At 63.6% G+C, this 12,929-nt stretch carries 12 protein-coding genes; 6 read left to right on the forward strand and 6 right to left on the reverse strand.

Features of this window, described 5'->3' with window-relative positions; genetic code table 11:
- Position 1: 1 nt before the first annotated feature.
- Positions 2-1,066, reverse strand: coding sequence for a ketopantoate reductase family protein (locus RPS27_RS00985; protein ID WP_212067310.1), 1,065 nt, complete (start codon positions 1,064-1,066; stop codon positions 2-4).
- A gap of 622 nt (positions 1,067-1,688) precedes the next feature.
- Between RPS27_RS00985 and RPS27_RS00990 the strand changes: the two genes are divergently transcribed.
- Complete coding sequence (locus tag RPS27_RS00990; protein WP_313753843.1) at positions 1,689-2,783, forward strand: alpha/beta hydrolase; 1,095 nt, start codon at positions 1,689-1,691, stop codon at positions 2,781-2,783.
- A gap of 25 nt (positions 2,784-2,808) precedes the next feature.
- Here RPS27_RS00990 and RPS27_RS00995 read toward each other — a convergent pair whose 3' ends face one another.
- The gene (locus RPS27_RS00995) at positions 2,809-3,288 is read right to left on the reverse strand and encodes a MarR family winged helix-turn-helix transcriptional regulator (protein WP_194404193.1); all 480 of its coding nucleotides are present in this window, start codon (positions 3,286-3,288) and stop codon (positions 2,809-2,811) included.
- Between the two features lie 540 nt (positions 3,289-3,828).
- On the opposite strand from RPS27_RS00995, the gene RPS27_RS01000 reads away from it, so the two are divergent.
- Entirely contained in the window at positions 3,829-5,400 is a 1,572-nt protein-coding gene (locus RPS27_RS01000; protein WP_313753844.1) for a porin, read from the forward strand.
- A gap of 408 nt (positions 5,401-5,808) precedes the next feature.
- Here RPS27_RS01000 and RPS27_RS01005 read toward each other — a convergent pair whose 3' ends face one another.
- The 4 genes from RPS27_RS01005 to RPS27_RS01020 form a co-directional block, all read right to left on the reverse strand.
- Positions 5,809-6,444, reverse strand: a complete 636-nt coding sequence (locus RPS27_RS01005; protein WP_194404191.1) for a MarR family winged helix-turn-helix transcriptional regulator — start codon at positions 6,442-6,444, stop codon at positions 5,809-5,811.
- Positions 6,445-7,303: 859 nt separating this feature from the next.
- Complete coding sequence (gene fliI / locus RPS27_RS01010) at positions 7,304-8,629, reverse strand: flagellar protein export ATPase FliI (protein WP_212067308.1); 1,326 nt, start codon at positions 8,627-8,629, stop codon at positions 7,304-7,306.
- 38 nt (positions 8,630-8,667) lie between these two features.
- The gene (gene flgF, locus RPS27_RS01015) at positions 8,668-9,396 is read right to left on the reverse strand and encodes a flagellar basal-body rod protein FlgF (protein ID WP_212067307.1); all 729 of its coding nucleotides are present in this window, start codon (positions 9,394-9,396) and stop codon (positions 8,668-8,670) included.
- 3 nt (positions 9,397-9,399) lie between these two features.
- Positions 9,400-10,185: a DUF1217 domain-containing protein gene (locus tag RPS27_RS01020; protein WP_194404188.1), complete on the reverse strand. Its 786-nt coding sequence runs from the start codon at positions 10,183-10,185 to the stop codon at positions 9,400-9,402.
- A gap of 143 nt (positions 10,186-10,328) precedes the next feature.
- Here RPS27_RS01020 and motA point away from each other — a divergent pair, with 143 nt between their 5' ends.
- The 4 genes from motA to fliN all read left to right on the forward strand — a co-directional run bounded on the left by motA (position 10,329) and on the right by fliN (position 12,927).
- Positions 10,329-11,225, forward strand: a complete 897-nt coding sequence (gene motA, locus RPS27_RS01025; protein WP_211416087.1) for a flagellar motor stator protein MotA — start codon at positions 10,329-10,331, stop codon at positions 11,223-11,225.
- Positions 11,225-12,166 carry a flagellar motor switch protein FliM gene (locus RPS27_RS01030; RefSeq protein ID WP_211416604.1) on the forward strand — a complete coding sequence of 314 codons (942 nt, stop codon included), beginning with the start codon at positions 11,225-11,227 and terminating at the stop codon, positions 12,164-12,166. Before motA ends, RPS27_RS01030 begins: the two co-directional genes overlap by 1 nt.
- Positions 12,147-12,461: a hypothetical protein gene (locus RPS27_RS01035; protein ID WP_212067306.1), complete on the forward strand. Its 315-nt coding sequence runs from the start codon at positions 12,147-12,149 to the stop codon at positions 12,459-12,461. The genes RPS27_RS01030 and RPS27_RS01035 overlap by 20 nt, the downstream gene beginning before the upstream one ends.
- 76 nt (positions 12,462-12,537) lie before the next feature.
- Positions 12,538-12,927 carry a flagellar motor switch protein FliN gene (gene fliN / locus RPS27_RS01040; protein WP_018318435.1) on the forward strand — a complete coding sequence of 130 codons (390 nt, stop codon included), beginning with the start codon at positions 12,538-12,540 and terminating at the stop codon, positions 12,925-12,927.
- Positions 12,928-12,929 lie beyond the last annotated feature (2 nt).

Here is a 12,929-nt window from a genome sequence, read left to right on the forward strand (position 1 = left end):
CCTACTGCGCGCCGGATCCGCCCTGCACGATCTTCTCGTTCAGCTTCTGGTCCACGGTGTCGACCGTGCGGTCGATCTCGGGATTGGGCACGCCAAGCTGATGCGAGATCAGCTTCACCAGGAGATCGACGCGCTCGATGAAGGGCGCGCCGCTTGCGACCGCACGCGCGGCCGACGACGGCTTGAGCAGGCTCTCGGCGGCCTTGGCGTATTTCGCGAACGGCACCTGGTCCTGCGGATCGGCGCCGAGGCGGCGCGCGATGGCGTCGACATGGTCGTAGATCGTCTGCGAGCGCTTGATGTCGCCGTGCACGGCGTCGCGGATCGACTGCGGCTCGTTCGGCGTGATGCAGCGATAATTGCCGGTGAGCAGCATCGACCATTTCGCCAGCGGCACGAACAGGGAGTCGAACACTTTCAGCTTCACTGGCACGTCGTGGCCGTCGAGCGTCACCGCGTCGATGTCGGCCTCGAGCTCACGCAGCACCTTGTTGTGCTTTTCGTCGGCGAACACCGAGGCCTTGAAATTGGTGGGCAGGCCGACATGCAGCACGTTCGCGGCTTCTTCCGGCGGACGGAACGCCTGCGGGTCGGGCGAGCACAGCGTCACCAGCCCCGGCTCGAACCGCTCCCACACCTGCGCATTGGTGTAGGCCTCTTCGAGGTCCATATCGGCGAGCGCCGGGATCCGCTTCAGATAGGGCAGCGGCGGCATGTTCATGATCGACAGACACGGCAGCTTCGCTGCGGCGATCTTGACCATGAGCATGCGCACGGTGTGGTTGGTGTATTGCGGCTCCTGCATCGCAAGGCCGACCAGATCATAGCGGGAGAGGTCGACATTGGCCGGGGTCACGGCGTCGAGCTTGCCGGGCAGGTCGCGCGAGAAGATCGCCCGGTGCACCGCCTCGTCACGCAGCTTGATGCGCACCTCGGTACCTTCGCGGTTGATCAGCTCGGCGGTCTTGGCGCGGCAGACCAGGGTCACGTTGTGCCCGGCCATCAGCAGCTTCGTGCCCAGCAGCGAGCCGTAAGAAGCCCCGAGAATCAATATGTTGCGCGCCATGCTCCGTCCCTTTGACAATGTGCGTGATTTTTCAGCCCCGGCCGTCATCCGCGGGCGAGTTGCCGGCATGTAAAGCGAAGTCCGCGGAGATGGCAACTGGGATAATGCATACAAGGGTGACCGGCGGGCCTCCTGAAACGCCCGCATGCGCCCTCCCAATGTGCCGAAGAGTTTTGATTTACAGAATTTGGGTCCAGTCGCTCTCGCGCGCGTGACGACTAGTCATGAGCACGTCACATAAGTCGTCGCCGTCATTGCGATGGATCAGCGTGCCGGCGGCTTCCGTCCTCGCATTGTCAGGCAAGGCGGCAATCGGACGCATCTCACCATATCGTGCGTTCACAACGGCGGTTTACGCAGTCATGTCTGTTTGATCGACAGGTGGCGCATTTCCGGCTTGCCTGTCGCAACAAGAGACGAACGAGCCCGCATCACTGGTGCGCGGCAAATGACTGTGGATCAGCGACGGAGCTGGGACGTGACGATCGCGTTGAGCAGGCTTGGACATTGCACCGAGGCCGGCTCGTTTGGAAGCAGGACCGTTTCGCGCAGTGCCTTCGCTGCGCCGAAGACGACGCTCGAAGATCCCGGCGCATGTCTGGGGGCGCGCGGATAGCGTCGTTTGGGGGCTGGCATGGAAAGTGATCATTGGCCACACGGCTCGTGCGATGGCTGCGGTCGCAGCCTGGCGCAGTTGCGGCATCGCGCGTCCGGATTCTTTGAAAGCTTGTCGGTCGCAGAACTCGGGCGGGAGACGCACCGGCATCTGTGGGTTTCGGACTGGCTGCGGGTCGCAGACGACTACCGGACCTTCGCCAAGTTCGCCGGCGAGGATGGGACCATCCCGACCGCGCGGGAGGCGTGGCTATGTGCGTTGACGGCCTTGGAAGTCGTCAGAAGCGTGTCTTGCCCAGGCGACGTCGAAGCCGCCGATTTCGCAAACGAGGTCGATATCAGCCTGAAAGGCTTGGCCGATGACGCCGGCCCCGCGATCGAGCGCGTGACCCTCGAAGGCTTTGACGAGGCCGCGCTCACCGGATTCTTCGTCCCGGCGCTTTGCCGGGCGTCGTCCGCCCCCGCGGTCATCTGCGTCGGCGACGAGGACATCACGCTGGGCTCGATGATGATCAGGCTGCTGCCGGCATCGCTCCGTCACAACATATCGCTCCTGCTCGTCGACGCCCGCCGCTCATCCGCCCGCCGCCCCTTCAAGCCGGAGCAGATGCTTCAATGCTGGCTGGACTATCTTCAGGGGCGAGCGGATGTCGATCCGCAGCGGATCGCGATCTATGGCGAAGGGGCGGGCGCCGGGCATGCGTCCCGTCTTGCCCGCGCGGATCGCCGGCTCGCCGCCGCCGTGTGCGACGGGGGCCTATTGAGCCCGGTGATGTGCCGGGCATCGCTGCGCTGGATGACCGACGTCGAGCAGGCGGCCCTTGACGCGAGCGTGCCGGTTTCGATGATGGCCCCGCGCCAGCTCCCGTGCCCGCTGCTCATGGTGGTCGGAAGTCGCTCGATGATGCTGGAGCAGGATGCCCTCGAACTGCAATCGGCCTATCGACAGGCCGGAGCCGATTGCTCGGTGGTCGTTCCGAGCCGCATCCCGCATCCCCTCGGCGAGGTCGAGAATTTCGTCGCCGTCGACGATTTCATTTTCGAATGGCTCGACAGCAAGCTCGGAAGCGCCCCCCAGCTCGAGGACGTGACCTATCTCTAGTCGGCCGGGCTTGCTTCCCGGCGGATCACGACACGTCGATCGCCAGCAATCGCGCCGCCAGCCGGGCGTTCTTGGCGATCTTTGCCAGCGCGGTGTTCATGTCGGCCAGGGTCTTCTCGTCGAGATCGTTGAACATCGTCGAATTCAGCGCGAGCCTTCTCTTGGACAACTGCTCGATGTCGGTGGTCGCTTTCGCGGTCAGCGACATCAGCACGAAGCGGGCGTCGTTCGCCGCCGGCCGCCGCGACAGGAAGCCGCCCTTTTCCAGGATCTTGGTCTGGTTGGTCACGAAGGCCGGATGAACGCGCAATTTGTTCGCGATGTCCGTGCCGGCGACGCCTTGCCCCTGGTCCAGCTCGGTGATCGCCATCAGGATCAGCCATTGCGGCTGGGTAATGCCGAGCAATCCGGCCCAGCTGGTGTGGATGTCATCCAGCTGCGCGTGAATTTCGACGACATTCCAGATGAAGTCCCTGATCGCCTTGTCGAGCTTCTTCTCGATCATGCCGCGTCGCCCCTCCCCCTTTGGCGTTGATCCTTTTTTTATTGGTCTTGGATCAATGTTCTATCGGGATATCGCGGGGACGTCTCCTATGTCGCGCGTCGAAAGCAGGCGACAGATACAGCATTGTTGGAATGGCTTAGCCATTTGATACTTGCATAAATCAATTAATTCAATTACGTCTCGTGCCACTCAATCTTTGCTGCTCTTGACCCTGTCGACAGACGGCGATGTGAGACCTCCAAGAAAGCCCTCGGGATGCCCCCTGAGGGCTTTTTACTTTTTCTTCAGTATCTTAGTTAGCCTTCTCGCAAGCTCTGTTGCTCGCGAGCAACATCTTCCGCCGAACTTACAATTCATTAGATCAATAAATTGAGGCGGTTGTTTTTATAAACTATACGTGAGTCACGACGGAGGGGGGGCACCTCACTGTCGTTTCAGTCCGGACCTCAGTGCGGATCTGAATTGGACGGAAATTATGAGGGTGAAGCGGTGTCCTCCGAGGAAGCCGAGCCCCCTGAATCGACCTGGAGGTTTACCTAAATGAAGTTGACGAAGTCGCTCTTTCTCGGCTCGGCTGCCGGCCTGATGGCCGTCTCCGGGGCGTTCGCAGCCGATCTTCCCGTGAAGGCCAAGGCGGTCGAATACGTGAAGATCTGCTCGCTGTACGGCGCCGGTTTCTACTACATCCCGGGCACCGACACCTGCATCAAGCTGGGTGGTTATCTGCGCGCCGAAGTCGCGTTCAACACCAACAGCAACTACGGCATCTCGAACGGTTCTCCGGCCGGTGCACACAACCGCCTGAGCAACTACTACCAGATGCGCGCTCGTGAAGATCTCAACATCGACACGCGCACCGCGACCGAGTACGGCGTCGTCCGTACCTTCTTCGACGGCGTGTTCACCTGGACCACCGGCGGCTATCAGGGCTCCGGCTCGGCGACGGGCGGCACTGTCTACACCGGCAACCTCGGCCTCAACACCTCCGGCGCCACCCCGGCGCTCGTTGGTTCGTCGATCAACGGCACCGACGGCAACACCTCGGGCGGTTCGCTCGGCGTGTACTACGCCTTCATCCAGTTCGCCGGCTTCACCATGGGTAAGGCCGTGTCGCAGTTCGACGCGCCCTGGACCAACTATCCCGGCAACAACATCGACAGCCTCGTCGGCGGTTCCGGCACTGTCACCGGCGTCAACCAGTTCACCTACACTGCTGACTTCGGTCAGGGCGTGACGGCGGCGTTCTCGGCTGAAGACGCGACGGCTTACTATCAGGCCGGCAACGTCAACCTGACCGGCGCGACCGCTGGCAGCATGATCGGCGGCACCTACGGCACCAACGCCATCGGCGGTTCGCGTTCGCCGAACCTCGTCGGTATGGTCCGTGTCGACCAGGCCTGGGGCATGTTCCAGGCGTCGGTTGCTGCTCATGACAACCACGTTGCCTACTACGGCGCCAACGAAGCCACTGGCCACCCCGACGACAAGTGGGGCTGGGCAGTTCAGCTCGCTCTGTCGATCAAGAACATCCCGACCGGTGCGGGCGACGTGCTCAACATTTCGGGCGTCTACACCGACGGTGCGACCCGCTACAACTTCCAGAACCTGGCGGGCAGCAGCTACTCGATGTTCGGCAACTCGGGCGTTGCCTACCAGAGCGTCGGCTTCGCCTATGCTCCGGACACCGTGTTCGTCACGGGCGGCCAGCAGGAGACTGTGAAGACCTGGGGCTTCCGCGGCGCTTTCACCCATAACTGGGATCCGTACTGGAACACCGCGCTCTACGGTGCCTACGCTCAGGCGCAGTACGGCTCGACTGCCAAGACCGCGCTCTGCGGCGCTGGCGGTGCGGGCGGCGTGTTCGGCGGTCTCGCCGGTGTCACGGGTTGTAACCCTGACTTCGCCGTCGGCCAGATCGGTATCATCACCCGCTGGACCCCGGTCAAGAACCTGACGTTCTCGGGCGACCTGAACTGGACCCGCCTCGACCAGAAGTACTCGGGCACGGTTGGTTACGCTGGTGCCGGCACGACGGCCAAGCCGGCCGCCCTGTACGAGCTGAAGGATCAGGACAGCGTCACCCTGCTGCTCCGCGCTCAGCGCAACTGGTAAGATCAGTCGAAGTCTTTCGACGAGCACCCGGCGGGAAACCGCCGGGTGTTTTTTTGTGCGTGATGGTGCGGGAGATTCGGCGGCCGGTGGCCCTGGGTGAGGGCAGCGATACCCGGGACTCGGTCGCGAGCATCCCGGATGTCGCTGCGCGAAGGTGCCTGTCGCCCCACGCTCAATGTCATCGCCCGGCTTGACCGGGCGATCCAGTAGTCCGAGACGGCCGTGATTGGACCGCGAAGCCGCGGCGTCCTGGATTCACCGCTTTCGCGGGAATGACACGGCACTTGGAGGACAAGCTGCCGCCTCACATTGACGATGTGGAGAGCGCGTGCGCATTCTGGAACAGGCGCTGCTGCGAAAGGATCCGCAAAGCCTTATCCGAAGACTTGCCCGGAAATTGCGCGCGTCTCAGCCCTGACTCGCCATCCGCGCGCGGTCGAGATGCTCTTCGATCTTCGGGCGGTCGCGGGTGCGCTCGAAGCTGGTGCACAGCAGTTCGGTTTCCTCGAGCGAGATCGGAGCGCGATACAGCCGGCACATGAACTCGGCGCTTGCGCGTCCCTTGGAGGCCGCCGGGCCGCGTTCGGCGAGAAACATGCAGTCACGGCAAACGCTGGCATCGAGCCGTTGATGGGCTGCGTCGAGGTGATTGAGCACTTCGCGGAGCGAGTCGCGCAGCCTGACGCATTCGTCATTGCCGAGCGCCCTGACGGCGTTCACCACGTGATTGATCGGGTCGTGCTGATTGAGGCACTTCTCGCCCTGCGCGGTGACGTGCAGGACGACGGAACGCTTGTCCTCCTGCGACGGCTTCCTCACCAGGAAGGACTTGCTCTCCAGCGTCTTCACGATTTGCGATGCGGTCGCTCTGGTGGCGCCTATGAAGCCGGCAAGCGCAGACGGCGTGCGCGAAAACCTGTTGGCGCGGCCGAGAAAGCGCAGCGCCATCCATTCCCGATCGCGCAATCCATGCTGGTTGCCTTCGAAATACCAAGCCCTCGCCGCTTGAACCAGCAGCTCGACGGCTTCCCGCGCCAATGGCATGAATCTACCTCGTCCCCGGAACATCATTTGCGGCGTCCCGAAGCCGCTTTGCGCAACAGTCTGCGAATCCTTCGAAGGGCATCCAACGATTGCAGCCGTCCGGCGCGCACGTCGTGTCGAGCTCAGCTTCGAATGAACGAATTGCAGCGCGCCCGATCCTGATCCGCAAGGCTCGCGTGTTCTGGAGCGAGTCACTGCGCCATTGGCATGCCAACGGCGTCGTCGCACGGGAGCCCGGTTTGCCGTCGCCAGCAGACGATGGATCGGAATAGTTCAACCGAAGCCCCTGAGTTCAAGTCACACGCAGACGTTTCTTATATTCCGTCGAAACGATGAATGAGCTTCTCAACAAAATCAAGTACAGACCCTCGCGAGCCCCAGATGTCGTTGCGTGCGAATGTAACGTTCAAGACATTCTCGCTCGGTCAGTACACATGATAGTGAATGCAATACGTTGTGCCGCGAATGAAATGCACTCGGCGCTGCGACACCTTGATTGCATGTCATCTCGATGTCTGTGTTTGGGCGCAAACTGATTGAAGCTTGTGCAGGCCGACGATGCGTATAGGCAACGTCATCCACAACTTGTGCGTGGTGTCGGAGAATCATCGAGGGAACTCACAGGAATTGCACGCGCCGGTTGTTGATCGCCGCAGGCGCAGAGCCGACCATGCAATTGCTTCCGGCACTGCCGCGCGTTGCTCTCTCGCTCCAATGGCGGAGGCGTCACGACGAAAACCGGAGGCGGCTGTTCGGGCGCATGCGCCGGCGGCGCGGCGGCATGCGCAATCTCCTGTCGAAAACAACGCGCGGGAACGGCGCAGCGCGCATGTCGCACGCGGTCCCGGCTTCTCGGCTGCTAGTCGCCCCTGAGCATGTCCCGGAGCTCGCGGAACGGATCGGCGCTCGGGGGAGCGGAAGCGTCTTGCCGCATCGCGCCGTAGATTTTCGGAACCATGTCGACAGCCTGGTCGAGGCCCGAATCACGCCCTGCCTGGTATCCGCCCATCAGGCGAAGGTCGCGCGTATCCTCGTATTTGGCGATCATGGCGCGCAGCTTGCTCACCAATTCGCGCTCCTCGGGATCCCATACGTTATGGGCGAGGCGGGAGACCGAGGCCAGAACGTCGACAGCCGGATGGCGCGCCTGATCGGCGATGTGCCTGGACAGCACGATATGTCCATCGAGCGTGCTGCGGATGGTGTCGGCAATCGGCTCGTTGTGATCGTCGCCATCGACCAGCACGGAGAAGATCCCGGTGATGGTGCCGGAACCTTCCTCGCCGGGGCCGGCGCGCTCCAGGAGGCGCGGCAGATCGGTGAAGACCGTCGGTGCGTAGCCGCGCGCGACGGCGGGCTCTCCGGCGGCGAGCGCGACCTCGCGAGCCGCATGAGCGAAACGGGTGATCGAATCGACCATGAGCAGCACCGATTCGCCGCGGTCGCGGAAATATTCGGCGACCGCCATGGCCGTCTTCGGCGCCAGCCGCCGCATCATCGGGCTTTCGTCTCCCGTCGACACGATGGTGACGGCGCGCTGACGATCGTTGCCCAGCACGTCCTCGATGAACTCGCGCACCTCACGGCCGCGCTCGCCGACCAGGGCCAGCACGACGGTGTCGAAACCCTGGCTGCGGGCGAGCATTGCCAGCAGCGTCGACTTGCCGACGCCGGAGCCGGCAAAGATGCCGACGCGCTGGCCGGCGCAGATCGGCGCGAACAGGTCGATCACGCGCACGCCGGTGCGCAGCGGCTTGTGCACGCGTGCGCGCTTCATGGCCGAGGGCGCGTCGGCTTCGGCCGAGACGGCAAGGGAGCCCGGGGTGAGGGGGCCTTGTCCGTCGAGCGGCGCGCCGAGGGCGTTGATGACGCGGCCCTTCCAACTCGGGTCGGGCGCAAAGGACAGAGGCGGCATCCGGTAGGCGACCGAGCCGAGGCCGCCGGCGAAGTGCCGGTCGAACGGCTTGGCGACGATGCCCTCGCTGTCGATCCGCACCACCTCGCCGATCTGGGGCTTACCGGCCGAATTGACGCCGATGAGCTCGCCGAGCCTGACGAAGCGCGACAGGCCGGAGACACGGAAATGCGTCGGCGCGATCTCGGAGATCGCGCCGCTGACGCTTGCCAGGGGAGTGCTCTGCTGAAGCTCCAGCAGCGCCCACTCGAGTTGCCGAAGAGCGTTCAAGGAAACCGTCCAACCTCAATCAATGCGCGCGAAGCGCTTTACTTGCCGGGTTCGCCCAGCGTGCGAATGGCGTTCTGAAGCGAGCCCTCGGTGCCCTCGATCATCGAATTGGTGCCGTCGAAGGCGCGCGAGGCCGCGATCAGCTTGGTCAATTCCATCATGGGATTGGCCCCGGAGCCCTCGACATAACCCTGCTTGAAGCCATCGCGCGAGAAATCGGCGATGGCGGTCGCGGGCCGGTCCGGCGTCACGCCGGAATTGCCGTAGCGCTCGAGATTGGCGTCAGAAGGGATGTTGAACAGGCCGATGGTGCCGATCTCGTTGTTGTCCTGGGTGATCGCGCCGCTACGCGCAATCGAGATCGGCCCGCCATTGGCGTCGAGCGTGATCTGGGCGCCACCGGAATCGACGACGGGGAAACCGCTCACGGTCTGAAGATCGCCGTTGGGGGCGATCTGGAGGCGGCCGTCACGGGTATAGACCGTGCCGTTCGGGCCCGCGAAAGCGATCCAGCCCTGTCCGACCACGGCGACATCGAGCGGGTTGCCGCTCTCGGTGATGTTGCCCATCTCGCGCGAGATGATGTTGTCGCCGGGCGAGGAGAAGGCGACAGGGTTCGGGCCCGCCTTGGACAGCACGGTCTCGAATTTCACCACGTCGGTGCGGAACGCCGCCGTGTTCACGTTGGCGACGTTGTTGGCGATCGTCTGGAGGCGCTTTTCGAGGGCGACCTGCGCCGACAATCCCACATAGAGAGCCGATTGCATGGGCTACTTTCCGAACCGGATGGACTGAAGTTTCGCGAGCATGTTGGTGTCCATGCTGGCCGAGGATACGCCGCCGATCAGGACCAGCGCGGGATTGGTCGAATTGTCGCTCTGGGCCTGGGTCGCGTCCCACATCGCTGCGAAGCGCTGCACGAACTTGGTGACCTTGGCCGGGTCCTTGAAATCGGCGAGGTTGATCCTGTTCGTGATCATCTTGGCCTGGGCGTCGATGTTGGCTGCGCTGATGGTCGAGGGCAGGCCGAGCGCGGTCTGGACCACCTGCGTCAACGCCTTGTCAGCGAGCACCTGGTAGGCAGTCGTGACCGTGGACGCCTTGCGGGTGAAATAGAGCGCCAGCCGCAGGCCCTCGTTCTGGTCGCCGGCCTTTTGCTCCATGGTCTGCGTGACGTAATGGGTCGCCGTTCCGGTCGTGGCCTGAACGGTCTTCGTCGCGTTGCTGCCGAGGGCGGCGAAATTGAAGGCCGTGGCGAATTCGCGGTAGCGGGTGTCGGTCAGCTTGTTGGCGAAGGTGTTCTTGTTCGCGACACCCTCGGTCAACACCTTGCGCATGAACGCCTTGGCGTAGGTCATGTCGCTAAGGCCATAGGCCTTCATGGCGTAGGAATAGAGGCGATAGTCCTTCAGGAAGTCGTCGATCGTCTTCACGTTGCCGATATGGCTCAGGAAGTAATCGGTCTCGCGGCTGACATCCGGCTGCGTCGCGACCTGTGTCAGCGACTTGCCCATGTCCTTGGTCAGCCGGGTGTAGTCCGCGATGGTGGATAGCATGACACGCGCCTCTCTGGCCGCTGATGCGACGCGGCCTCAAGGTGCCGCCAATTGCTTGCGCGGGGCTGGCGGTGCGGGAAGCCAGCTTCGCGCAAGGCTCGCCGACTAGATATTCCCGATGGGATCGGCGATGGAGCGGCGCGTTGGGCAGTTTCGTGGGGGTTTTCATCACGGTAGCGGCGCTGCTCGGTGGATTTGCCGCCATGGGCGGGCACCTGGGCGTGCTCATGCAGCCGTGGGAATTCGTGATCATCATGGGGACCGCGGTCGGCACCTTCATCGTGGCCAATCCGTGGAAGACGGTCGTGGACACCGGCGTCGCCTGCATGCAGGCCATCACCGGCGCGGTGCCCGGCCAGCGCTATTACCTTGATCTGCTCGGGGCGCTCCATGCCCTGATGCGCGAGCTCAGGGGCAAGGGCCGCAACGAGGTCGAGGCGCATATCGACGATCCCGCGTCCTCCGAGATCTTCAAGGCGTTTCCGAGCGTGCTCGGCGATCCCTCGCTGCTCCAGTTCATCTGCGACTACGTCCGCCTCATCATCATGGGCAACGCGCGCACGCACGAGATCGAGGCGCTGATGGACGAGGAGATCCACACCATCGTGAAGAGCAAGCTGGCGCCCTATCATGCGCTGGTGACGGTGTCCGAGGCGCTGCCGGCGCTGGGCATCGTCGCTGCCGTGCTCGGCGTCATCAAGGCGATGGGCGCGCTCGACCAGTCGCCGAAGCTGCTCGGCGGCTTCATCGGCGCGGCCCTGGTCGGCACCTTCGCCGGCATCTTCCTGTCCTACGGCGTCCTTTCGCCCTTCGCGATCAAGATCAAGATGACGCGCGAGAAGAAGTGCCGCCCCTACATCATCGTCAAGCAGACGCTGCTCGCGTTCATGAACGGCGCCATGCCGCAGATCGCCGTCGAACACGGCCGCAAGATGATCGCGAGCGGCGAGCGGCCCTCGATCGACGTCGTCGAGAACGAGACGATCGCAGGTCCCAAGGCCGTCGTCACCGAGCCCGAACCCAAGGCCGCCCGCGCATGATGATGGAAGACGACGTCGGCGTCGATCACAAGAAGCAGCTCCCGAACTATCTGCTGGACGCTGCCGGCATATCGATCGAACGCATGCCGATGCTCAATGTGATCTTCGATCGCATGGCGGCATCGTGCACCGACAGCCTGCAGCCGATGGCGGGAACGCCGTGCTATTTCTCGGTCAACGGCATCACCAACGATCCTCTCGGCGACATCATCAAGGACTACGAGGGCAACGCGGTCGCTGCGGTGCTCTATGCCGAGCAGTGGGACTCGCGCGTCATCATCATGCTGGACCGCGATTTCGTGTTCACGATGGTCGAGGCGATGTTCGGATCCGACGGTGCGGAACCGCCGCTCGATGTCGAGCGCACGTTCTCGAACATCGAGATCCGGCTGGTCCAGGCCTTGTTCGAGCGGTTCGCCAAGGCGCTGCAGGGCGCCTTCGCCGGTACCTCCAACGTCACCTTCCGTGTCGAGCGGGTCGAGACGGCGATGGCATCGCTGGCGATCGGGCGCGCCAGCAACATGTCGATCTGCGCGAACATGATGGTGCAGGCGCTCTACCGCGGCGGCCAGATGTTCCTGATCATTCCGCACTCCGCGCTCAATCCGCTGCGTCAGAAGCTCGCAACCGTCACCGCCAGCGACGGCCGCACGACCGATCCGCGCTGGCGCGAGCAGATGGAGAGCGAGGTCCACCGTACCGAGGTGACGCTGAGCGCCGTGCTAGACGAGAAGATGATCTCGCTCGAGGACGTCGTGAAGTTCAAGGTGGGGCAGGTGCTGGAGCTGGAGGCCACGCCGCGCACGCTGGCCCGTCTCGAAAGCAACAACCAGGTGCTGTTCTGGTGTCAGATCGGCCAGCTTGACGGCTATTACGCCATGCAGGTGGCCGATCCCGTGGATCAGAAACGGGAGTTCGTCGATGATATCTTATCTCGTTGATGCCGTGCTGCTGATCGCGCTCGCCTTCACCAGCATGCGGGTGACGCGGATGCACCGCGAACTGGCGCGTTTGCGCAGCTACCAGGGCGAATTCTCCACCATCGTCCACGAGACGGCGGGCGCCTTCGACACGGTCATTACCGCGGCGCATGATTCCACCGCCAATCTCGGGCGCCTCGCCAACGTGCTGAGCACCAAGATCGATCAGGCCCATGAGGCGATCGCGGCGCTCGACGCACGCAGCGGGCTTGCGCCGGCCGCGACCACGGGCGGCACCGAAGTGAACAAGCACTGAAGCCGAAGCCGACAGAACCAATACGAGCGGAACGCCGGGGCGTTCCGGGAGCGGAACTACCAAGAGGCGATACCAGATGGCGCAATCCTTCGACTATGACTCTGCCACGCGAGCACCGGCCGCCGACGAGGGGCATACCGACACGACCCCGCTGGAGCGGCTCGCGGAAATCGCCGCGCGCACCGCGGAGGAGAGCGGCAAGTTCGCCAATGTCGACGCCATCCTGCGCATTCCCGTCACCATGCAGGTGGTGCTGGGATCGGCCACCATTCCGGTGGCGAACCTGATGAAGCTCGGCCGAGGTGCCGTGGTTCCGCTCGACCACAGGGTCGGCGAGCCCGTCGACGTCGTGGTCAACGGCCGCATCGTCGCCCGGGGCGAGGTGGTCGTCGTCGAAGAGGACAATTCCCGCTTCGGCGTCTCGCTCACCGAGATTGTCGGTCCGCTGGGGCAGGGCGATAGCTGACC

Source organism: Bradyrhizobium sp. WYCCWR 12699 (assembly GCF_032144035.1).
Lineage (GTDB): Bacteria > Pseudomonadota > Alphaproteobacteria > Rhizobiales > Xanthobacteraceae > Bradyrhizobium.